Source organism: Streptomyces avidinii, from assembly GCF_014650695.1.
GTDB lineage: Bacteria > Actinomycetota > Actinomycetes > Streptomycetales > Streptomycetaceae > Streptomyces > Streptomyces avidinii.
The window spans coordinates 1-21,000 of sequence record NZ_BMVL01000004.1 but is presented as its reverse complement, the minus strand read 5'-3'; the positions used below and the strand labels follow the sequence as shown (position 1 = coordinate 21,000).

The 21,000-nt window shown below is 73.2% G+C and carries 17 protein-coding genes; 2 read left to right on the top strand and 15 right to left on the bottom strand.

Annotation, left to right across the window (positions count from 1 at the left end; translation table 11 throughout):
• Positions 1-22: 22 nt before the first annotated feature.
• The 6 genes from IE257_RS11240 to IE257_RS11215 all read right to left on the bottom strand — a co-directional run bounded on the left by IE257_RS11240 (position 23) and on the right by IE257_RS11215 (position 6,752).
• Positions 23-670 carry an HAD family hydrolase gene (locus IE257_RS11240; RefSeq protein ID WP_229920279.1) on the bottom strand — a complete coding sequence of 216 codons (648 nt, stop codon included), beginning with the start codon at positions 668-670 and terminating at the stop codon, positions 23-25.
• 143 nt (positions 671-813) lie between these two features.
• On the bottom strand, positions 814-1,845 hold the full coding sequence (locus IE257_RS11235; RefSeq protein ID WP_189967420.1) for an ABC transporter ATP-binding protein: 1,032 nt from the start codon (positions 1,843-1,845) through the stop codon (positions 814-816).
• Positions 1,842-2,900, bottom strand: coding sequence for an ABC transporter ATP-binding protein (locus IE257_RS11230; protein ID WP_189967418.1), 1,059 nt, complete (start codon positions 2,898-2,900; stop codon positions 1,842-1,844). Before IE257_RS11230 ends, IE257_RS11235 begins: the two co-directional genes overlap by 4 nt.
• Entirely contained in the window at positions 2,900-3,886 is a 987-nt protein-coding gene (locus tag IE257_RS11225) for an ABC transporter permease (protein WP_189967416.1), read from the bottom strand. Before IE257_RS11225 ends, IE257_RS11230 begins: the two co-directional genes overlap by 1 nt.
• A complete protein-coding gene (locus tag IE257_RS11220) occupies positions 3,883-4,986 on the bottom strand; it encodes an ABC transporter permease (protein WP_189967415.1) in 1,104 nt (367 codons plus the stop codon). Before IE257_RS11220 ends, IE257_RS11225 begins: the two co-directional genes overlap by 4 nt.
• 23 nt (positions 4,987-5,009) lie before the next feature.
• Positions 5,010-6,752 carry an ABC transporter substrate-binding protein gene (locus IE257_RS11215; RefSeq protein WP_189967413.1) on the bottom strand — a complete coding sequence of 581 codons (1,743 nt, stop codon included), beginning with the start codon at positions 6,750-6,752 and terminating at the stop codon, positions 5,010-5,012.
• Between the two features lie 349 nt (positions 6,753-7,101).
• Between IE257_RS11215 and IE257_RS11210 the strand changes: the two genes are divergently transcribed.
• Positions 7,102-9,018, top strand: a complete 1,917-nt coding sequence (locus tag IE257_RS11210; protein ID WP_189967411.1) for a bifunctional metallophosphatase/5'-nucleotidase — start codon at positions 7,102-7,104, stop codon at positions 9,016-9,018.
• Positions 9,019-9,027: 9 nt separating this feature from the next.
• Here the strand turns inward: IE257_RS11210 and IE257_RS11205 are convergent, their stop codons facing one another.
• The 9 genes from IE257_RS11205 to IE257_RS11165 all read right to left on the bottom strand — a co-directional run bounded on the left by IE257_RS11205 (position 9,028) and on the right by IE257_RS11165 (position 19,356).
• A complete protein-coding gene (locus IE257_RS11205) occupies positions 9,028-9,741 on the bottom strand; it encodes a GntR family transcriptional regulator (RefSeq protein WP_030386117.1) in 714 nt (237 codons plus the stop codon).
• A gap of 71 nt (positions 9,742-9,812) precedes the next feature.
• Positions 9,813-10,721: an ornithine cyclodeaminase family protein gene (locus tag IE257_RS11200; protein WP_189968278.1), complete on the bottom strand. Its 909-nt coding sequence runs from the start codon at positions 10,719-10,721 to the stop codon at positions 9,813-9,815.
• Between the two features lie 29 nt (positions 10,722-10,750).
• On the bottom strand, positions 10,751-11,770 hold the full coding sequence (locus IE257_RS11195; RefSeq protein WP_229920278.1) for a proline racemase family protein: 1,020 nt from the start codon (positions 11,768-11,770) through the stop codon (positions 10,751-10,753).
• A complete protein-coding gene (locus IE257_RS11190) occupies positions 11,767-12,771 on the bottom strand; it encodes a proline racemase family protein (protein WP_189967409.1) in 1,005 nt (334 codons plus the stop codon). Before IE257_RS11190 ends, IE257_RS11195 begins: the two co-directional genes overlap by 4 nt.
• 18 nt (positions 12,772-12,789) lie before the next feature.
• The gene (locus tag IE257_RS11185; protein WP_189967407.1) at positions 12,790-13,704 is read right to left on the bottom strand and encodes a dihydrodipicolinate synthase family protein; all 915 of its coding nucleotides are present in this window, start codon (positions 13,702-13,704) and stop codon (positions 12,790-12,792) included.
• 75 nt (positions 13,705-13,779) lie between these two features.
• Entirely contained in the window at positions 13,780-15,225 is a 1,446-nt protein-coding gene (locus IE257_RS11180) for an FAD/NAD(P)-dependent oxidoreductase (protein ID WP_189967405.1), read from the bottom strand.
• Between the two features lie 136 nt (positions 15,226-15,361).
• Entirely contained in the window at positions 15,362-15,673 is a 312-nt protein-coding gene (locus IE257_RS11175; protein WP_189967403.1) for a (2Fe-2S)-binding protein, read from the bottom strand.
• A complete protein-coding gene (locus tag IE257_RS11170) occupies positions 15,673-16,848 on the bottom strand; it encodes an NAD(P)/FAD-dependent oxidoreductase (protein ID WP_189967401.1) in 1,176 nt (391 codons plus the stop codon). Before IE257_RS11170 ends, IE257_RS11175 begins: the two co-directional genes overlap by 1 nt.
• A gap of 117 nt (positions 16,849-16,965) precedes the next feature.
• A complete protein-coding gene (locus IE257_RS11165; RefSeq protein WP_189967399.1) occupies positions 16,966-19,356 on the bottom strand; it encodes a collagenase in 2,391 nt (796 codons plus the stop codon).
• A 175-nt stretch (positions 19,357-19,531) separates the two neighbouring features.
• Between IE257_RS11165 and IE257_RS11160 the strand changes: the two genes are divergently transcribed.
• On the top strand, positions 19,532-20,938 hold the full coding sequence (locus IE257_RS11160; protein ID WP_229920277.1) for an aminopeptidase P family protein: 1,407 nt from the start codon (positions 19,532-19,534) through the stop codon (positions 20,936-20,938).
• The last annotated feature ends 62 nt before the right edge of the window (positions 20,939-21,000 follow it).

The following is a 21,000-nucleotide window of genomic DNA, read 5'->3' as shown; positions in this document are numbered from 1 at the left end:
GCCCGCCACCGCCCGCTCGGACTCAGACCGCGGCGAAGGCGAGGACGTGGGGCGCTGCCTCGCGCAGGCTCGCGAAGTGGCGGTGCACCCCGTGCACCGGGTCCGCCGTGTTGATCCCCCACACCGTCATGCCGGCCCGCAGCCCGGACTCGACGCCGGACGGGGCGTCCTCGATGACCAGGCAGTCCTGCGGCGCGGCGCCCAGACGCTGCGCCGCCAGCAGGTAGGGGACGGGCGAGGGCTTGCCCTCGTCGACGGCGGCGGCATCCACGACCAGGTCCGGCAGGGGGAGTCCGGTCCGGGCGAACCGGCCGCGCACCCGGTGCTCGTAGTTCGAGGTCACCAGTGCCCAGCGCCCCGCGGGCAGGCCGGAGAGCAGCTCCGACGCACCGTCGAACGCGGTGTAGTCGCCGGTCCGGACGTCTTCGTCCTCCAGTGCGTGCAACGCGGTCAGACAGGCCTGCGGGTCGTGCCCCGGGGCCACCGCCGCGAAGGTCTCCATGGGGCGCGTCCGCAGCGCCACCTCGTACACGGCGTCGGAGTCGAGTCCGTAACGCGCCGCCCATGTCTCCCAGACGCGACGCTGGTTGGCCACCGCGTCGATCAGCGTCCCGTCGACATCGAAGAGGACGTACCGCGGAGAGCCCGGCCGGGCCGATCTGTTGGTCACGATGTGATCATGCCATCGGCGCATCGCCCTGCGGGCACCGGAGGGCAGGAGGCAGAGGGCGGACGGGAGTCGGGAGACGGCAGAAGGACCCGGCGTCGACGGTGTCGGCGCCGGGTCCTTCCCCTTCCTCCCCTGGCGCCCCGTCAGTCGCCGGGGAAGTGACAGGCCACCTCGCGGGCGGCGGCGGGGCGCAGGAGGGGACGCTCCGTGCGGCAGAGGGGCTGCGCCTTCGGGCAGCGCGGGTGGAAGGTGCAGCCGGGGGGTGGAGCGGCCGGGCTCGGCGGGTCGCCGAGCAGCACGATCCGCTCCCGCCGCCGTTCCGCCGCCGGGTCGGGCAGCGGTACGGCGGACAGCAGCGCCCGGGTGTACGGGTGCTGCGGGTTCTCGTAGAGGGACTTCTTGTCCCCGATCTCGACGATCCTGCCGAGGTACATGACGGCGACCCGGTCACTGACCCGCTTGACCACCGACAGGTCGTGCGCGATGAAGACGTACGCGAGGCCGAGCTCCGCGCGCAGCCGCTCCATCAGGTTGACGATCTGGGCCTGCACGGAGACGTCCAGCGCCGAGACCGGCTCGTCGGCGACGATCAGCCGGGGGCTCGTGGACAGCGAGCGGGCGATGCCGATGCGCTGGGCCTGACCGCCGGAGAACTCGTGCGGGTAGCGGTCGATGTGCTCGGGGATCAGACCGACGAGCTCCATCAGCTCGGCGGCCCGCCGCCGGGCGTCCCCCGCGCTCCAGCCCTGCACCAACAGTGGGTCGGAGATGATCCGGGCCACGGTCTGGCGGGGGTTGAGGGAGGAGTGCGGGTCCTGGAAGACCATCTGGATGCCCTTGCGCAGCGGGCGCATGGCGCCCTGGGACAGCCGGCTGATGTCCTTGCCCTCGAAGGCGACCCGGCCCGAGGTGGGCTCCAGCAGCCGCACCAGCATCCGGCCGGTGGTCGACTTCCCGCAGCCCGACTCCCCGACGAGACCGAGGGTCTGCCCGGCCGCCAGGTCGAAGGAGACCCCGTCGACGGCGCGCACGGGCGCCCCCCGGCGCCCGGTCACGGATCGTCGGCCGGGGAAGGTCATGGTGAGGTCCTGTACGGACAGCAACGGTACGGCCGTATCCGGCCCGGCTGCGGCTGCGGCTGCGGCGTTCGCGGACGGCTCGGCTCCGACGGTCATCGGGACACCCCCGGGGCGGTCGAAGGGAAGGCGGGCACGAGGCCGCCCGGTGAGGTCCCGGCGGATCCGGCGAAGTGACATGCGGCCAGCCGCCCCGGTGCACCGTACGGGCCCAGTGCGGGCCTTTCGTCCGAGCAGCGCGCCCTCTGCTCGGCCGGACCGGCGGCGGCCACGGGGCAGCGTGGGGCGAAGGCGCAGCCGGGGGCGGGTGCGAGCAGGGACGGCGGGGAGCCGGGGATGAAGGGCAGGGGGACGTCGTCGGGGGTGTCGAGGCGGGGCAGCGAGTCGAGCAGGCCCCGGGTGTAGGGGTGGGCGGGGTCGGCGAACAGTTCGTCGGCCGTCGCTTGTTCGGCGGCCCGGCCGCCGTACATGACGAGGACCTCGTGGGCGACGCGGGCGACGACACCCAGGTCGTGGGTGATCATCACGACGCCGAGGCCGCGCTCCTGCTGGAGCCGGGCGATCAGTTCCAGGATCTGCGCCTGCACGGTGACGTCCAGGGCGGTGGTGGGCTCGTCGGCGATCAGCAGGTCGGGCTCGCAGGCCAGCGCCATGGCGATCATCGCGCGCTGGCGCATGCCGCCGGAGAACTGGTGCGGGTACTCCCCCGCGCGGCGGGCCGGTTCCGGGATGCCGACCTCGCCGAGCATGTCGACCGCGCGCCTGCGGGCGGCGGCCCGGCCGGCCCTGAAGTGCACCCGGAAGTGCTCGGCGATCTGCTCGCCGATCGTGTAGTAGGGGTGCAGGCTGGAGAGCGGGTCCTGGAAGATCATGGCCATCCGGCGGCCGCGGACCTTGGACAGTTCCCGTTCCGGGAGCCCGGTCAGCTCCCGCCCGGCGAGGGCCACTGAGCCGGTGACCTCGACCGGGCCGCGGTGCAGGCCCATGACGGCGAGCGAGGTGACGGACTTGCCGGAGCCGGACTCGCCGACGATGCCGAGGGTGCGGCCGGCCTCGACGGTGAAGCCGATCGAGTCGACGGCCCGTACGGTCCCCCGCCCGGTGGGGAACGTGACGCGCAGATCGCGTACTTCGAGGAGCGGCGCGGCGGTCATCAGTACCTCACTCTCGGGTCGATGACGGCGTACAGGAGGTCGACGAGGAGGTTGGCGACGACGATGAAGAAGGCGGCGAGGAGGGTGACCCCGAGAACCACGGGCTGGTCGGAGCTGACGAGGGCGCCGTAGAACAGCCGCCCGATACCGGGGAGTCCGAAGATGGACTCGGTGATGACGGCTCCGGCGAGCAGCCCGCCGAGGTCCATGCCGAAGATGGTGAGGATCGGGGTCATCCCGGAGCGCAGCCCGTGTTTGACGACGACCGTGCGCTCGGGCATCCCCTTGGCGCGGGCGGTACGGATGTAGGGCTCGGCCATCGCCTCGATCATCGAGCCGCGGCTCTGGCGCGCGTACATGGCGGCGTAGAGCAGGGCGAGCGCGATCCACGGCAGGGCCAGGTTCGAGGCCCAGGCGAGCGGATTGTCGGTGAAGGCCCGGTAGGTGGGGTAGGGCAGCAGTCCGGCGATGCGGATGACCCCGTAGATGAGCATCACGGAGGTGAAGTACACGGGCAGTGAGGCGGCGGCTACGGCCCCGACCATCAGGGCCTTGTCGGTGGCGGTGTCCTTGCGCAGGGCGGCGGTGACCCCGGCGCCGAGGCCGAGGACCAGCCACAGCGCGGCGGCCCCGACCGCGAGGGAGGCGGAGACCGGGAGCCGGTCCATCAGCAGGTCCCACACGGGCAGCGAGTTCTCGTAGCTGTAGCCCAGGCACGGGAAGTCGCACGCGACGGCGTACTGGCCGGTGCCGAGGGTGCGGCCGGTGAAGATGCCGGTCAGGAAGTCGCCGAACTGCCGCCACAGGGGCTGGTCCAGGCCCAGGTACGCCCTTACGTCGGCCAGGCGTTCGGCGCTGCAGGTCTTGCCGCAGGCGGCCGCGGCCGGGTCGGCGGGCAGGACGTAGAAGATGAGGAAGGTGACGGCGGCGATGGCGAGGAGCACGCCGACGAGGGCGAGCAGCCGGCGGGCTAGGTAGAGGATCAACTGCGGCCGCCCCTCGGGTCGAGGATGTCGCGCAGGGCGTCGCCGAGGAGGGTGAAGGCGAGCACGGCGAGGAAGAGGAAGACGCTGGGGATGACGAAGTACATGGGGTCGGTCTCGTAGTAGGCCACGGACTCGGCGATCATCTGGCCCCAGGACGGGGTGGGCGGGCGGACGCCGACGCCGAGGTAGCTGAGGGCGGCCTCGGTGCTGATCATTCCGGGGATCAGCAGGGTGGTGTAGGCGATGACGGGCCCCGAGACGCCCGGCAGGATGTCGCGGGTCAGGATCCGCCAGGGGCCGGAGCCGCCCACGCGGGCGGCGTCGACGTACTCGCGGTGTTTGAGGGAGAGGGTCTGGCCGCGGACCACACGGGCGACGCCCGGCCAGCCGAAGACACCGATGACGGTGGTCATGAGGACGATCCGGTTGACGTCCTTGGCCACGGACAGCATCGCGATCATGAAGATCAACGAGGGGAAGGACATGGTCAGGTCCATGAGCCGGGACAGGACCGTGTCGGTGCGGCCGCCGAAGTAGCCGGCGGCGATCCCGGCGGCGGTGCCGGCGACCACCACGATGGCGGTGGCGGCGAAGGCGATCAGGAGGGAGACCTGCGCGCCGTGGATCACGCGGGCGAACAGGTCGCGGCCGGTGACGGGCTCGACTCCGAGCCAGTGCTCGGGGCTGATCCCGCCGAGGGCGCCGAGCGGCTGGCCACCGAGGTAGGGGTCGATGGCGGTCTTGTCGAACTCGTTCGGGGACCAGCCGCCGAGGGCGCCCAGCCAGGGGGCGGTCGCAGCCATCAGGACGAAGAGGAGGACGACGCAGAGGCTGACGCGGACGGCGGGGCGGCGGCGGAGCTCCCGCCGGGCGAGCTGCCAGGGACTGCTGCCGGGCGCTGCCGCGGGGCGGACCGTGGCGGCTTCGGGAGCCGGGGCCGCGCCAGGGGCCGGTGCGCTGCCGGGAGCCGGTGCGCTGCCGGGAGCCGGTGCGCTGCCGGGAGCCGGTGCGCTGCCGGGGGCCCGTGCGGCACCGGGGGCCGGGGGGCTGTCAGGTCCGAGGGGTGCCCGGTCGTCCGGGACCGGTGCGGTGGTGGTCATGGTGTCGCAGGCCTCCGGCTTTCTCAGCCCTGGCTCTTCGAGGGGTCCTTGAGGCCGACGGTCCCGTAGTCGATGGTGCCGGTCCACACGGGGTGGCCGAAGGCGCCGGCGACATTGGTGCCGACCAGGAGCGGCTTGCGCTCCAGGAGGAGCGGGACGTTCGGGGACTTGGCCATCAGGGCCGCGTCGAGTTCGATCCAGGCCCGGTTGGCCTCCTTGGCGTCGGCCATGGCGTTGATCTCGTCGATCCGCTTCATGGTCGCCTCGTCGCGGAACTGGCTGTAGTTGCCCTGGTTGCCCTTCTCCTTGATGGTGCGTCCGTCGAAGACGAACGGGATCCAGGTGGAGCCGGAGGGGTAGTCGGGGCACCAGCCGGCGAGGGTCATGTCGGGGGTGGTGGAGAGGTCGCCGATGACGTCGTAGTAGGCGCCCGGGTCGACGGTGTCGATGACGACCTCGATGCCCGCGCGGGCCAGGCCCTGCTGGATGGCCTCGGCCTTGCCCTTGTCGCCGGTGGAGACGGACAGGGACACCTTCAGGGTCTCCTTGCCGGCGGCCTTCAGGAGCTCCTTGGCCTTGGCCGGGTCGCCGGCCGGGGCGATCTTCAGGACGTCGGCCTGCTTGCCGCCGGAGAGGGACGGGGGCAGGTAGGCGGTGGCGACCTCGTTGAGGGCCGGGCCGCCGCCCGCGGTGACGACGGCCTCCTTGTCCACGGCGTACTGCATGGCCTCGCGGACCTTCGGGTCGTCGAAGGGGGCGCGGGAGTTGTTCAGGTGGAGCATCTCCGTGCAGCCCTGGGACTCGGCGAGCAGTCGGGCCTTGACCTCCGGCTCGGGCAGCACCTTGGGTGCGCTCTCGGGGCGCATGTCGGCGTACTGGACGGTGGAGGCGTCCGGGCCCTCGCCGGCGATGATCCGGTCGTCGATCTGGCCGCCCTTGAGGCCCATGACGACCACGAACCGGTCGGGGTAGGCCTTGCGAACGGTGTCGGTGCCCGGGTCCCAGTGCTCGTTGCGGACCAGGACGAGCTTCTTGTCGCGGTCGTACGACTCGATCTTGTACGGGCCGGAGGAGAACGGGCGGGCGTCGTACTGGGTGCCCTTCTCCTGGGACTGGGGCACGGGGGCGAAGGTCGGCAGGGTGGCGGTCGCGGAGAACTCGGCGACCGGGCGCTTCAGTTCGAAGACGATCGTGCGGTCGTCGGGGGTCTTGACGGAGTCGAGGTGCTGCCCCTGGAGCGGGCCCTTGTAGCCCTCGGTCCCGGCCAGGTACTGGGCGGCGTAGTCGGGGCCGCCGGTCAGGTCGGGGCTGAAGGAGCGCTCGACGTTGTACTTGACGTCCTGGGCCTTGATGGGGCTGCCGTCCTCGTACTTCACGCCCTCCTTGAGGGTGAAGGTCCAGGTGCGGCCGCCGTTGGAGGGGGTGCCGAGGTCGGTGGCGAGGTCGGCGACCAGTTCGCTGCCGGCCTTGCCGGGCTCGGCCTTGAAGGTGACGAGCGTGCGGTAGAGCAGCCGGGTGCCGAAGTCCATCGTCGGCATGGTCCAGTTGCGGGCGGGGTCGAGGTGGGCGAAGTCCTGGTTGGACAGGACGGTGAGGGTGCCGCCCTTGACCGGGGTACCGCCGAGGATCTTCCCGTCGTTGGCGGCGGCGGGGTTGGAGCCGCCCGCGGCGGACGAACCCTTCGTGGTGCCGGAGCAGCCCGAGGCGCCGAGTGCGAGAGCTGCCACCAGGGCGGTGGCGAGGGCGAGTTGGGTGCGCTTGGTCATGGTCACTCCAGTGAAGGGCCGCGCTCTAGGATGTGACCGGTAACATAGTAATGTGAAATTGCACTGACAAGGGGTTGGTGCCGCCGTTATCCAGCCGTGTCCAAAGCCCGCGGGCGGCGCGTCGGCACGACACCCCTACCCGGTGGGCGGGACCATGCCGGATGTGATCACCCAGGCCAAGGCCACCCAGCGGAGCAGGAGTTCACGGCGGCGTGAACCGGGACGGCAGGAAGCCGACCGGCAGGAAGCCGACCGGTGGGGAGGCGGCCGGTGGGGAGGCGGCCGGTGGGAAGCCGGACGGTGGGAAGCCGGACGGTGGGAAGCCGGACGGCGGGAGTTCCTCACCGCCATGGGAGCGGCGGCGACCTACGCGCTCGGGGTGCCCGCCCTTGCCGGCGCCGCCGGCCGGGACGCCGCCACCGCAGCCGAGTACGTCGACGTCCAGCTCCTCAACATCACCGACCTGCACGGCTTTCTGCAGGGGGCTCCCGGCAGCAACTCCGTCATCGTCGGCAACGGCGGCCGGAGCTACACCGTCGGCGGCGTCGCGTACATGGCCGCGCACCTCGAACGGCTCCGCGACGGGCACCCCAACTCCTTCTTCTTCACCCCGGGCGACGCCTTCTCCGGCTGGGAGTTCGACGCCGCGGCCTTCGCCGACGAGCCGACGATCGAGGCCCTCAACCGCATGGGGCTCGACTTCGCGACGGCCGGCAACCACGAGTTCGACAAGTCGCCGGCCATGCTGCAACGCCATATGGAGCAGGGCATCGCGTTCCCCGTCGAGGGCCGCGACACGTCCTTCACCGACTCCTCCGGCCTGCGCTTCCACGGAGCCGACTTCCGCTACTACAGCGCCAACCTCACCTGGGCCCGGGACGGCCGGACGGTCCTGCCCGCCTACCACGTCGAGCAGGTGCGCACCACCGACGGCCGGGAGCTGCCCATCGGGTTCATCCACCTCACGGCCCTCGGCAGCGAACGCTTCCCCGGCTCCTACCAGCCGGGCCTCGCCACCATCGACGAGGTTGCCACCGCCGACCGCTGCGCGGCACTGCTCAAGGGCCAGGGCGTGGGCGCGATCGTGCTCAGCGTGCACGACGGGGCGGTGGCGGGATCCGACTTCAACAGCGGCGCCGACCCCTCGGGGCCCGCCCTCGACCTCGCGCTGCGGGTCTCCCCGGACATCGACGCGATCGTCACCGGGCACTGGCACACCCGGTTCACCATGATGGTCCCCGACCCGGACGGCGTCCCGCGGCCGTTCGTCGAGGCCGGCTGCTACGGCCAGGTCATCAACGAGATCAATCTGCGGCTCGACCCGCTCACCGGGCGGGTGATCCGGGAACTGACCGTGTCCACCAACCACCCCAACACCCGGGACGTCGCCCCTCATCCGGAGCTGCAGGAGGTCGTCACCTACTGGGCGGGACAGGCGGCCGAGCGGGACCGGACCGCGGTCGGGCGGCAGAGCGGCTCGTTCCTGCGCGCCCGGAACACGGCGGGCGAGAGCACCATGGGGAACCTGGCCGCCGACTGGGCTCTGTGGGCGGGCGGCAGGCCCACCGATCCCGAGAACGACGCCAACATCCACCCCAACGTCCCGGCCCAGCTCGCCGTGGTCGCCGTGGCGCCCCGGGTCGGCCAGGCGATCATCGCCGGGGACCTCGTCCTGGATCGGGAGTCGGGCGGCGCCGTCACCTTCGGCGACGCCTGGCGTGCCATCGGGTTCGGCGATCCGATCGTCAGCGTGTGGGTGACCGGGCAGCAGATCCACGACGCCCTGGAGGAGCAGTGGACGACGACGGAGAGCGGCGAACTGCGCTTCGCTCCCCTCGCCGTCTCCCGCAACGTCCGCTACAGCTTCGACGCGCGGGGCCCGGTCGGGGACCGGGTGCATCCCGAGGAGGTGTTCATCGACGGCAACCCGCTCGATCCCGGCCGCGGTTACCGGCTCGCGGCCCCCTCGTACACGCTGCTCGCGAGCGACGGCTACCCGTCCCTCTCCGCGTTCCAGGAGCCCTACCGGCACCAGCGCGACTTCGAGAGTTTCGTGGCGTACGTGCGGGACACGTCGGTGCTGACCCCGCAGCCCACGGGGCGGGTCACGGCGGTGAACGCGAGCAGCACGGCGGCCGACGTGGGCGCCGTCGTGGACCCGCCGGTCCTGCTCCTGCCCGACGGCACCCCCGTACCGCGCCCGGAGGCGGCGATCATCTCGGCGGACCGGCCGCGGCAGTCCGGCGGCGGCCGTTCACCGTGTTGAGGCGGGCTGCTACTGCAGCCCCGAGCCGAGGCCACCGGGGACGCGGCCGACCGGTTCGTCGCGGCCCTGGGCCCACAGGGAGCGGACGTGGCCGAGGTGGCGGAGCATGCACTCCTGCGCCGCTTCGGCGTCGCCGCCGATCATCAGGTCGAGCAGTTCGATGTGCTCCTCGGCCGAGGAGACCAGCTTGCCGGCCTCGTCCAGGCCGGTCAGGCCGTACAGCCTGGACCGCTTGCGCAGGTCGCCGACCGTCTCCACCAGCCGGTCGTTGCCCGCGAGGGCCAGCAGGGACAGGTGGAAGCGGCGGTCGGCCTCCAGGTAGCCGATGAGGTTGTGCTCGCGCGCGCTGCTGACGATCTCCTCGGCGATGGGGCGCAGCGCCTCCAGCTGCTCGGCCGTGGCGATCTTCGTGATCCGGCCGATGGTCGGCACCTCGATCATCGTGCGCAGTTCGGTGAACTGGTCCAGGTCGCGCTCACTGACCTCGGTGATCCGGAAGCCCTTGTTGCGGACGGGCTCGACGAGCCCCTCCCGGGCCAGGTCGAGCATGGCCTCGCGCACCGGTGTGGCCGAGACGCCGAGTTCGGCCGCGAGGCCGGGTGCGGAGTAGACGCTCCCGGGGCGCAGCTCACCCGCTATCAGCGCGGCTCGGAGTGCGTGGCCGACCTGGTCGCGGAGGCGTTCCTGGGCCTTGATGAGACTGTGCTGCTTCAGGTCACCCATTGCATTTCCTCCGAGACCCCCGTACACCACCGACGAGGAGAGGAACAGCGTACAATGTCACGTTGCGCTGCTCACACTCCGGCGGCCTCGACCAGCGCGACCGCCACAGCGAGATCTTCCCAGGCCATGCCCACACTCTTGAAGAGCTGTGGACAACTCAGCGGTCCGCCCGCCGGCATCCGGCCGCCCACCAGGTCGGCGAGGGTGCCGGTGATATGACCGGGCCCGATGGCCCCCTCGGCCTCCGGGACCAGGAGGTCCCCGGCCTCGCGCAGGGCCGCCGCCCGGGACTCCACGTACACCGCCGCCCGTCGCACAAGGGCGGTGTCCGTTTCACGGGCCGTCGGCTCGTGCGAGCCGACGGCGACGACGGTGGCGCCCGGCCCGACGAGGCGCCCGTCGAAGAGGGGTTCCCGGGCCGTGGTGCAGCAGATCACCAGATCGGCATCGGCCACTTCCTTCGGAGTGCCGGTCCGGGCGGCCGGGCCCAGGGTACGCGCGTACGCGGCGAGCCCCTCCGCCCGCCCGGGGTGCCGGGCCACCACCACGACCTCGGCCAACTCCCGTACGGCGAGTACCGCTTCCAGATGCGCGTACGCCTGCGGCCCGGAGCCGAAGAGCACCAGCCGCAACGGGCGCCCGGCCGGGGCCAGGTACCGCAGCGCGAGGGCGGAGACCGCCGGGGTGCGCAGGGTGGTGAGCGCCGCGCCGTCGAGCAGGGCCAGCGGGCGCAGGGTGGGCCCGTCCAGCAGCAGGTAGGAGCCGGTGATCCGGGGCAGCCCGCGGGCCGGGTTCCCGGGCGCGACCCCGGCGATCTTCACCCCGGCGTACGCGCCGGACGCGGCCGGCATCAGCAGCAGTTCACCCCCGCCGGGCACCCCGATCGCGGAGCGCGGCGGGCAGACCTCGGGGTCGAGGCCGCCGAGCAGGGCGGAGGCCACTGCATCGGCGGCCGCGGCAGGGGTGAGCAGCGCGGCCATCCGCCCGGCGTCGAGCTGAGGGATGCCCGTCACAGCAGGAACCCGGTACCGAGCGCGTCGTGCGGGTCCACCACGAAGGCGTGTTCGCCGGTGCGGTGGGCGGTGCCGGTGACCTCGGTGACCCCGCCCTCCAGCATCCGGCCGGTGAACACGGTGCCGGTGACCGATTCGTGGAGCAGGTCCTCGCCCGGGCCGAGCCGCCCGTCCTCGGCGAGCAGCGCGAGCCGCGCCGAGGTGCCCGAACCGCAGGGCGAGCGGTCTATCTGCCCGTCGGCGAAGACGGTGACGTTGCGCTGGTGCGGCCCGAAGGGGGTGTCGGGCAGCTCCTCGTGGAGGATCACCCCGTAGACCCCGGAGAGCAGCGGACCGCCCGGGTGCCAGGTGGCCGGGTGGGTGGCCAGGGCCGCCCGGATCTCCTGCCCGGCCCGCACCAGGGCGGGCAGCGCCGCCCGGGAGACGTCGAGGCCCAGGTCCCGCGCGCGGACGGCGGCGTAACAGGCCCCGGCGTGCGCGATGTCCACCTCGGCGAGCCCGAACGAGGTGGCGACGGGCACCTTGCGGGCACCCACCAGGGCCGGGACGTTGCGGAAGGTGACCCCGGTGGTGCGGCCCGCGCCGCGGTGGACGGTGGCGGTGACCCGCCCCGACGGTACGTCGATGCGCACGGGGGCGTCCCCGTCGTCCGGGGCGGCGACCCGGCCGGTGTCCACGGCCCAGACCCCGAGGGCCATGGCCCCGTGGCCGCAGGCCGTGGAGTAGCCGTCCTTGTGCCAGAACAGCACGCCGAAGTGGGCCCCGTCGTCGTCGGCCGGGACCACGAACCCCCCGTACATCCCGGCGTGTCCGCGCGGTTCCTGCACCAGCAGGCGCCGTACGTCGTCCAGTGCGCCCCGGCGCGGCGCGGTGCCGGAGCCTCCCGGGCCGATGACGGTGGCGCAGCGCTCGGCGACGGTGTCCCCGGGGACCGGCGGCATGCCGCTCGGGGCGCAGTCGACGATCCGGAAGGGCTCGCCGGCGGTGTGGTAGTCCACCGTGCGGACGGTGATCACAGCAGGAACCCTCCGGGGAAGGGGTCGGTCGGGTCGAGGAAGTACTGGGCAGTGCCGGTGATCCAGGCCCGTCCGGTGACCGTGGGGACGACGGCCGGGAGGCCGCCGACGGTGGTCTCCCCGACCAGCCGGCCGGTGAACTCGGTGCCGATGAAGGACTCGTTGACGAAGTCCGCGCCGAGCTCCAGCAGGCCGCGGGCGTGCAGCTGGGCCATCCGCGCGCTGGTCCCCGTGCCGCAGGGCGAGCGGTCGAACCAGCCGGGGTGGATGGCCATGGCGTGCCGGGAGCGGTGGGCGTCGGAGCCGGGGGCGGCGAGGTAGACGTGCTTGACGCCTGCGATGGAGGGGTTCTCGGGGTGGACGGGCCGGTCCGGGCCGGCGTTGATCGCGTCCATCACCGCGAGCCCGGCGGCGATCAGGTCGTCCCCCCGGGCTCGGTCGAAGGGCAGGCCCAGGGCGTCGAGTTCGACGAAGGCGTAGAAGTTGCCGCCGTAGGCCAGGTCGTAGGTGATCGCGCCGAAGCCGGGGACCTCGGTCTTGAGGTCGAGGCCGACGCCGAAGGAGGGGACGTTGGTGAGGGTGACGGCGGTGGCCGCACCGTCCTCGACCCGGACGTCGACGCTCACCAGCCCGGCCGGGGTGTCGAGCCGGACGGTGGTGACCGGCTCGACGACCGGCACCATGCCGGTCTCGACGAGGACGGTGGCGACCCCGATGGTGCCGTGCCCGCACATGGGGAGCAGGCCCGACACCTCGATGTAGAGGACGCCGTAGTCGGCGTCCGGGCGGGTCGGGGGCTGGAGGATCGCGCCGCTCATCGCGGAGTGCCCGCGCGGCTCGTACATGAGCAGCGTCCGGACGTGGTCCATGTGCTCGATGAAGTGGAGCCGCTTCTCGGCCATGGTGGCGCCGGGGACCACCCCGACTCCCCCGGTGATGACGCGGGTCGGCATGCCCTCGGTGTGCGAGTCCACCGCGTGGTAGACGTGGCGCGTACGCATTCCTGTTTCCCCCGGTGACTAGTTGAGGCCCTCGGCGAGGGCCTTCTCGGTGGCGGCGCGGACGGCGGCCTCGGTCTCGCCCGTGAGCGGGAAGCGGGGCGGGCGGGTGGCGCCGCCCGGGCGCCCGGCCAGGTCCATGGAGAGCTTGATGGCCTGGACGAACTCGGTCTTGGAGTCCCAGCGCAGCAGGGAGTGCAGGGACTTGTAGAGCGGCAGGGCGGTGTCGAGGTCCCCGGCGGCGGCGGCACGGTAGAGGGTGGCGCAGGAGTTCGGGAGCGCGTTGGGGTAGCCGGCGATCCACCCGACGGCGCCCGCGAGGGCCAGTTCGAGGAGGACGTCGTCGGCGCCGATGAGCAGGTCGAGGCCGGGGGCCAGCTCGGCGATCTCGTACGCGCGGCGCACGTCACCGCTGAACTCCTTGACCGCGACGATGGAACCGTCGGCGTGCAACCGGGCGAGCAGGGCCGGGGTCAGGTCCACCTTGGTGTCGATGGGGTTGTTGTACGCGACGACGGGCAGCCCGGCGCGGGCGACCTCGGCGTAGTGGGCGCGTACGGCGTCCTCGTCGGCCCGGAAGGCGTTGGGGGGCAGCAGGAGGACGGAGCCGGCGCCCGCCTCGGCGGCCTGGTCGGCCCAGCGTCGGGCCTCGGCGCTGCCGTAGGCGGCGACGCCGGGCATGACGCGGGCGCCGTCGCCCGCCGCCTCGACGGCGGTACGCACGACGCGCGCCCGCTCCTCGTCGGTGAGGGTCTGGTACTCGCCGAGGGAACCGTTGGGAACCACGCCGTCGCAGCCGTTGGCGATCAGCCAGGCCACGTGTTCGGCGTACGCGTCGTGGTCGACGGTGAGGTCCTCGCGCAGCGGGAGCGCGGTGGCGACCATGATTCCGTGCCAGGGACGGGTGCGGGGCGCGGGGGTGTGCGCGTGGGTCATGTGAGAGCTCCCTAGAGTGGTGTGTGACATTTTACTAGTGGGTGCGGCGCGGCCACAAGGGCCCGCGCACCCCGATCAGTGCCCGGCGGGCGGAAGTTCGGCGAGATGGCGCAGCGGCACCGGGCAGGACAGCGGACGCCGGTCGGGCGCGCCTTCCTCCCCGGCCAGGGCCGCGACCGCGGGACCGCACATCCGGCCCTGGCACCAGCCCATGCCGGCCCGGGTGAGGAGTTTGACGGTACGGGCGTCCCGCGCGCCGAGGTCGTCTGCGGCTTCCCGGATCCGCCCGGCCGGCACCTCCTCGCAGCGGCAGACGACCGCGTCGTCCCGGAGCCAGCCGGTCCAGCCCTCACCGGGGCGGTGCGCGGCGGCCATCGCGTCGGCGAAGGCGCGCAGCCGCGCGCGGCTGCGGGTGAGCCGGGCCGCGGGCAGCGCGCCCGCGACGGAGTGCGCGGCCAGTTCGCCCTCGATCATGGCCAGTTGGGCTCCCCCGATACCACCGGTCTCACCCGCCGACCAGATCCCGGGGACGGAGGTCCGCTGCTCGGCGTCGAGTTCCAGGGCGACGGTCCCGTCGGGGCTTCGCCGGATGGCGCAGCCGAGGCCGGTGGCGAGTTCCAGCTGGGGCACCAGCCCGTGGCCGACGGCCAGGGCGTCGCAGGGGATCCGGCGGCCGGTGCCCGGCAGCGGACGCCAGTTCCGGTCGAGCCGGGCCACGGTGACGGCCTCGACCCGTTCGGTGCCGTGCGCCTCGGTGACGGCGTGCCGGGTGAGGAGCCGGACGTGGTGGCGGGCCAGCGCCCCGCCGTAGCCGGCGGCCTCGACGAGCTTGCCGGGGTTGCGCAGCAGGGCGGGGACCCGGCCCGCGTACGCGGTGTAGGAGGCGGCCTCCACCACGGCGGGCACGGTGGCTCCGGCGGCGGCCAGCGAGCCGGCCACGGCGAGCAGCAGCGGCCCGCTCCCGGCGACGACCACCCGCTTGCCCGGCAGCACCAGCCCGCTCTTGAGCATGGCCTGCGCCCCGCCGGCGCCGATCACCCCGGGCAGGGTCCAGCCGGGGAAGGGCAGTTGCCGCTCGTAGGCGCCGGTGGCGATGAGCACCGCCCGGGCCGTCACGGCCACGGCCCGCTCCTCGGGGGCGTGACCGGCGACGGCGTGCAGGATCCACTCGGTGGCGGGCGCGCCGTGCCCGCGGCGTGCCCCGGCCGCCCCGACCGGGACGACCGTCCAGACGTGGTGGAGCGGGAGGTACGTGATCCGGCCGGCCGACTCGTGGGCGCGCAGGGCGGCTTCGCGGGTCGCGAACTCGGCCCAGCCGTGGTGGAGCGCCTCGGGGCGGGCCGCGCCCAGGCCCGGGGCGGGGTGGCGGTAGAACTGCCCGCCCGGGCGGTCGCCCGCGTCGAGGAGGACGACCCGCAGCCCGAGCCCGGCGGCGGTGACGGCGGCGGCCAGTCCGGCCGGGCCGGCTCCGACGATGGCGAGATCGGCACGGGCCGGCGCGGCCCGGTGAGCGGACGCCACGACGGGCGCGGCAGCGGGCCCGGGATGGGCGGCAGGCCGGGGCACGGCAGCGGGCGCGGCGGTGGGCGCAGGTGTCGGCGCGGTGGCGGGACCCGACGGGCCCGCGGGATCCGCGCGGCCCGCGCGACCGGCGGGTTCAGACGGCGAGGTCGGCACGGCCGGTTCCCTCCTGGGTGGTGACGGTGTCCCCCGGTCGGGCGGGGACCAGGCAGGCCCGCTGGTTCGGGCGGCCGTTGACGGTGACCAGGCAGTCGAAGCAGCTGCCGATCCCGCAGAACGCCCCGCGCGGGGCTCCGCCCTCGCGGGTGGTGCGCCAGGCGAGGATGCCCGCGCCCCAGAGCACGGCGGCGATGCTCTGGCCGGGCAGGGCGGGCAGTTCCCGCCCGTCGAAGGTGATCTCGTGCGCGGCCACCGGCGTACCGCCGACCAGCGAGCGGGGGCTGTGCATCAGTGCTGCTCCTCGGGGTTGTCGGCGGCGGCCGGGTCCGCCGCGAAGCGGTCCGGGCGGAACGGGTGCACGGGGAGCGGTGGTGCGGCCCCCGTCAGAGCGGCGGCGACCAGCAGCCCGGTGGCGGGGGCCAGTCCGATGCCGGCGCCCTCGTGGCCGCAGGCGTGCAGCAGCCCGGGGCGCCGCGGGTCGGGGCCGATCGCCGGGAGGTGGTCGGGCAGGTAGGGGCGGAAACCGTGGTAGGTGCGCATGACCCGGACGTCGGCCAGGACGGGGAAGAGTGCCGCCGCCTGGGAGGCCAGCCGGCGCAGGGCCTCCGTGGAGAGGGTGCGGTCGAAGCCGACGCGCTCCCTGGTGGCGCCGATCAGGACCGGGCCCGACGGGGTGCCCTCGACGACCGCCGAGGACTGCAGGGCGGCGGAGCCGCTGGCGACGTCCGCGATGTAGTCGGCGGCGTAGACCTTGTGCCGGACCACCCTCGGCAGGGGTTCGGTCACCAGGACGAAGCCGCGGCGCGGGAGGACGGGCAGGGTGACCCCGGCCAGCGAGGCGATGTGCCCGCCCCAGGTGCCCGCCGCGTTCACCACGGCCGGGGCCAGGAGTTCACGGCGGGGCGTGCGCACCCCGCGTACGGCGCCCCGGTCCAGCAGGATCTGCGTCACCTCCTCGCCGAGGTGCACCTCGGCGGCCGACGCGGCCAGCAGCCGGGCCGCCGCCTGCGCGGGCTGGACCTGGGCGTCCTGCGGGTAGTGGAACCCGCCCGCCATGCCCGGTGCCAGGTGCGGCTCCAGCTCGTGCAGGACGTCCGCCGCGACCTCGACCGCGTCGACCCCGGCCGCGCGCTGGCCCTCGGCGAAGGTCCGCAGGGCCTTGACGGTGGTCTCGTCGGGGGCCACGACGAGCCCGCCCTTGGGCTCGTACTCGATCTCCCGCGGGAGGACCGCGGCGAGTTCGGTCCACAGGCGGGTGGACAGCAGTGCCAGGTCGAGTTCGGGGCCGGCCTCCTTGTCGGAGACGAGCAGGTTGCCTTCGCCGGCGCCGGTGGTGCCGCCCGCGACGGGGCCCCGGTCGACCACGGCCACGGAGAGTCCGGCGCGGGCCGCGTAGTACGCGCAGGCCGCCCCGACGACGCCGGCGCCGATGATCACGACGTCCAGGGAGTGTCTCTTGAGCACGGCAGTAATATGTCACATTCTCTAGGGCCTGCCCAGACGCCCGGACCGGTCCCGCACCCCCCTCGGATGCGGGACCGGTCCGGCGCCGGGCCGGGGTCGGCGGCGGACCGGTGCCGGTCAGCCGCGGAGCGGACCCTCACAGCTGTAACCGGAGGTGCCCGCCACCTTGTTCGTCCAGATCTCCACCGGGCCGAAGGAGCAGTTCATGTCGGCCAGGTTGTTGGAGGCCGCACCCGCCCGGTCGAGGATGAAGTAGTCGACCGTCTCCGACATGTCCTTGAAGTTCTGGTCGTCGCTCCGCCAGTTCTTCAGGTTCGCGGTGATCCGGCCGGTGCAGGTGAAGCGGCGCTTGCCGGGGTCACCGTTCTCCACGCAGTCCGGGGTGTTGTAGGTGGCCGCCGCGAAGGAGGACTTCACCGAGGCGAGCGCCGAGTCGCGCAGCCGGTCGTTCGGGGTGAAGGCGGTGTTCGGCACGAAGAGCTGGTCGACCTTGGCGATCTGCGCGTCCAGGAAGCGGTCGTAGTCGCGCTGGAGGTAGGTGTCGGCGCCCATCCGGTGGCGCCAGGCGTCGTAGGCCACCACGTCGTTGGCCCGCAGGTGCGTGTACATCTCGCGCAGCAGCGCGGGCTTCTCGGTCCACAGGAACTCGAAGAAGGTGCCGGCGTAGCTGTAGAAGCGGAAGCCGTCGCCGTCGTAGGTGGCGTTCAGCAGCTGCTCGACGCTCATGCGCGGGCCGCCGCCGGCCGTGTCGCTGATGATGCCCTTGACCAGGGACTTGCGGACGGCGATGCCGTTGTCGCGGGTGGCGCCGTCGAAGAACTCGGCCGTGCCCTCGTCCATGGCGGTCGTCCGGTCGCCCTCGTACCATTCGCCCTCGCCGAAGAAGCCGGGGACCGCGAAGCGGCCGTTGAGGTAGTGCGTGTACTCGTGGCGGAAGAGCTCCTCGAGGGTGAGGGAGGAGTCCTGCGGGACGCGGCGCTGGTAGGTGTAGAAGGTGGCGCCGTTCTCGATGTAGATGCCGCCGTTGTTGGTGTCGTAGCCGGTCAGGATCGGGTGGTAGTTGACGTAGTCGGCGCGGGAGGCGTACAGCACGATGTTCAGCGTGGAGTTGGGGTCGCCCGCGAGCGGCTGGTCGGTGCCGAGCACGCGGTGGTACTGGGCCTTCACCTGCTTGCTCGCGTAGTACAGCTGGTCGACCGTGGCGCGGTCCAGGGCGGTGCGGACCTTGATGGCGCCGTTGTCGTAGGTGTAGGTGTAGGGGAACAGCTGCTTCTCGATGTCCTCCTTGCACACCCCGTACGGCTTGCAGGCCTCGTAGACGTTGAGCCAGGAGACGATCTTGGCCCACGGCTCGCTGCCGTCGCCGAAGGCGGCGCGGACGGGCCCGAGCATCGCGCCGAGGTCGGCGACGACCCGGTCGCGCAGGCCCTCGACCTGGCCGAAGCGGGCGTACTCGCTCAGCGCGTCGCGCACCACCCAGGCGTTGCCGGTGCCCTTGAGGTGCGTGTAGGTGGAGAAGGCCTTGAAGGTGTCGCGGTAGGAGGCGTCGGCGGCCACGGCGGCGTGGAAGGCGGTGTCCTGGTTGCCCGGGTAGACACCCAGGTAGGAGACGGACAGGGCGGCCAGCGCGGCGCCGCCCCAGCCGGCGTCGAGGTGGGTGGCCGGGTGGGCCGGGTCCATGGTGGCCAGGACCTTCTTGATGAGGCCCAGCTGGTGCTGGCGCAGGCCGGGCGCGCTGCCGGCGTAGAGGGCCTCGCGCAGGGTGCGGGCGTTGCTCGGCGTCACGTCGAAGGTGTGCGCGGCGCCCGCGAAGTCGGCGATGGCCCGGCGCATGGCGTCGACGGTGGGGGCGTCGGTGACGTCGATCTCGGTGCGCGAGTAGTCGTGGTAGGCGACCGCGTGCAGGTACGTGAACATCTCCTCCAGGTGCGAGGAGTTACGGCCGTCGTGGGCGGCGGCCAGGCTGGATATCCGGCGGGAGACGGCCTGGACGTGCGCGTCCGACATGACCGGGGTCAGGCGGGCGTCCCAGGTCCAGATCAGCCCGCGCAGACAGCCGTCGGCGAGGACGGCCTGGTCTCCGAGGAAGTCGGCGAACTGCTCCGGGGTGAGGCCGGTGATCCCGTCGAGGGTGCAGGGGACGCCCGCGGCGACGCTCTTCGCGGTGGGGGCGGCCTTGGGCGCCTTGCCGCGCTTCTGCAGGTCGTCGGCGGGGGCGGCGGCCGTCGCCGCGCCGGGGACCTGCCCGGTGATGTTCTGCCCGCCCGGGGCCGGGGCGGGCGCCGGGGTGTTGTCCTTCGGGTTGGCCAGGCGGTCGACCTCGTCGAAGGGGTTTCCCGTCGGGCCGGGGGCGGGGGCGGGGGCGGCCGGGGCGGCCTGTGCGCCGGTGAAGGGGGCCGGGGCCGCGGATTCGGCGGCCTGCGTGGTGGCCTGCCCCGCGGTGGCGAGGAGGGTCACGGCAACGGCGGAGGCAAGAAGGGAAGAGCGCACAGCTCTGTGCTTGAGCACCGAGGACTCCTGATGTGGAGAGAGGTGAGGTGGGGGGTGGTGCGTGAACTGCCCTGCGTCACACGGCGTTTGACGGGGATTAACGTGCCGCGGTGTGAGCTGTAACATAGTAATGTGAAATTGCACTGACAAGACCTGTGCGCCCACCAGTTCGCATCTTCTTGAGGGAGTCCTCGTGACCGACGCCCCCGCCGACGCCTCCTCCGACCCCGTTCCCGGCACCCCCGCCCGGCTCAACACGGGCAGCCACGACCGCCCTGTATCCTTCGAGTTGTCCCGTTTCATGGCGGGTAACTGGGCTGCGAGCCCGCTGCCCGATTCCGCCCGCGTCCCCGGCCACGCCGTCACCCCGGCCCGCCGGGCCCGGCTCTCGGCCCGCTTCCCGGGCGAGCGGCTGATCGTCCCCGCCGGCGAGCTGAAGGTCCGCTCGAACGACTGCGACCACCGGTTCCGCCCGCACAGCGCGTACGCCTGGCTGACCGGCCTCACCGGCGAGGACCAGGCGGGCCACGTCCTCGTCCTGGAGCCCTCGGGCCCGCACGCCCACGAGGCCGTGCTGTACCTGCGGCCGCGCTCGCCGCGGGCGGACGGGGACGGGGAGTTCTACCGGGACCGGCGGTACGGCGAGTTCTGGGTGGGCCGCCGGCCGGACCTGGCGGAGGCCGAACGCCTCACCGGCATCCGCTGCGCCCACCTGGACGGACTCGGCTCACCGGCCGGCCGCAACGCGGCCACCGACCCCGAACTCGCCTCCGCGCTCTCGGAGCTGCGCCTGGTGAAGGACGCGTGGGAGGTCGAGCAGCTCCAGCTGGCCGTCGACCACACGACGGCGGGCTTCGAGGACGTCGTACGGGCCCTGCCGCGCGCGCTGGCGCATCCGCGGGGGGAGCGGTGGATCGAGGGGGTCTTCGGCCTGCGCGCCCGGGCCGAGGGCAACGGCACCGGGTACGAGACGATCGCCGCGTCCGGCGCCCACGCCTGCACCCTGCACTGGATCCGCAACGACGGCCGGCTGAACGGGGCCGAACTGCTACTCCTGGACGCGGGCGTGGAGACGGACACCCTCTACACGGCGGACATCACCCGCACCCTGCCGCTGTCGGGCCGCTTCTCCCCCGTCCAGCGCCAGGTGTACGAGCTGGTCCTGGCCGCCCAGGAGGCGGGCATCGCGGCGCTCCGCCCGGGGGCGAGCTTCGGGGACTTCCACCGGGCCGGCATGCGGGTGATCGCGGAGGGCCTGGCCGAGTGGGGCGTCCTGAAGGACGCGGAGGGCGACCTGCACCGGCGGTACACGCTGTGCAGCAGCGGCCACATGCTGGGGCTGGACGTGCACGACTGTGCGAAGGCGCGGGCGGAGACCTACCTGGACGGTGTCCTGGAGGAGGGCCAGGTCCTGACGGTGGAACCGGGCCTGTACCTCCAGCCCGACGACGAGACGCTCCCGGTGGAACTGCGGGGCATCGGCGTGCGCATCGAGGACGACCTGGTCATCACCTCGGACGGTGCGCGCCTGATGTCGGGCGCGCTGCCGCGCACGGTCACCGGCATCGAGGAGTGGATGGGGCACCTGCTGGAGGGCTAGGTGTATTGACCTGCAGCGTTGTTGACACGGCTGATCGGTGGCTGGCCGTCGAGTGCGGTGTG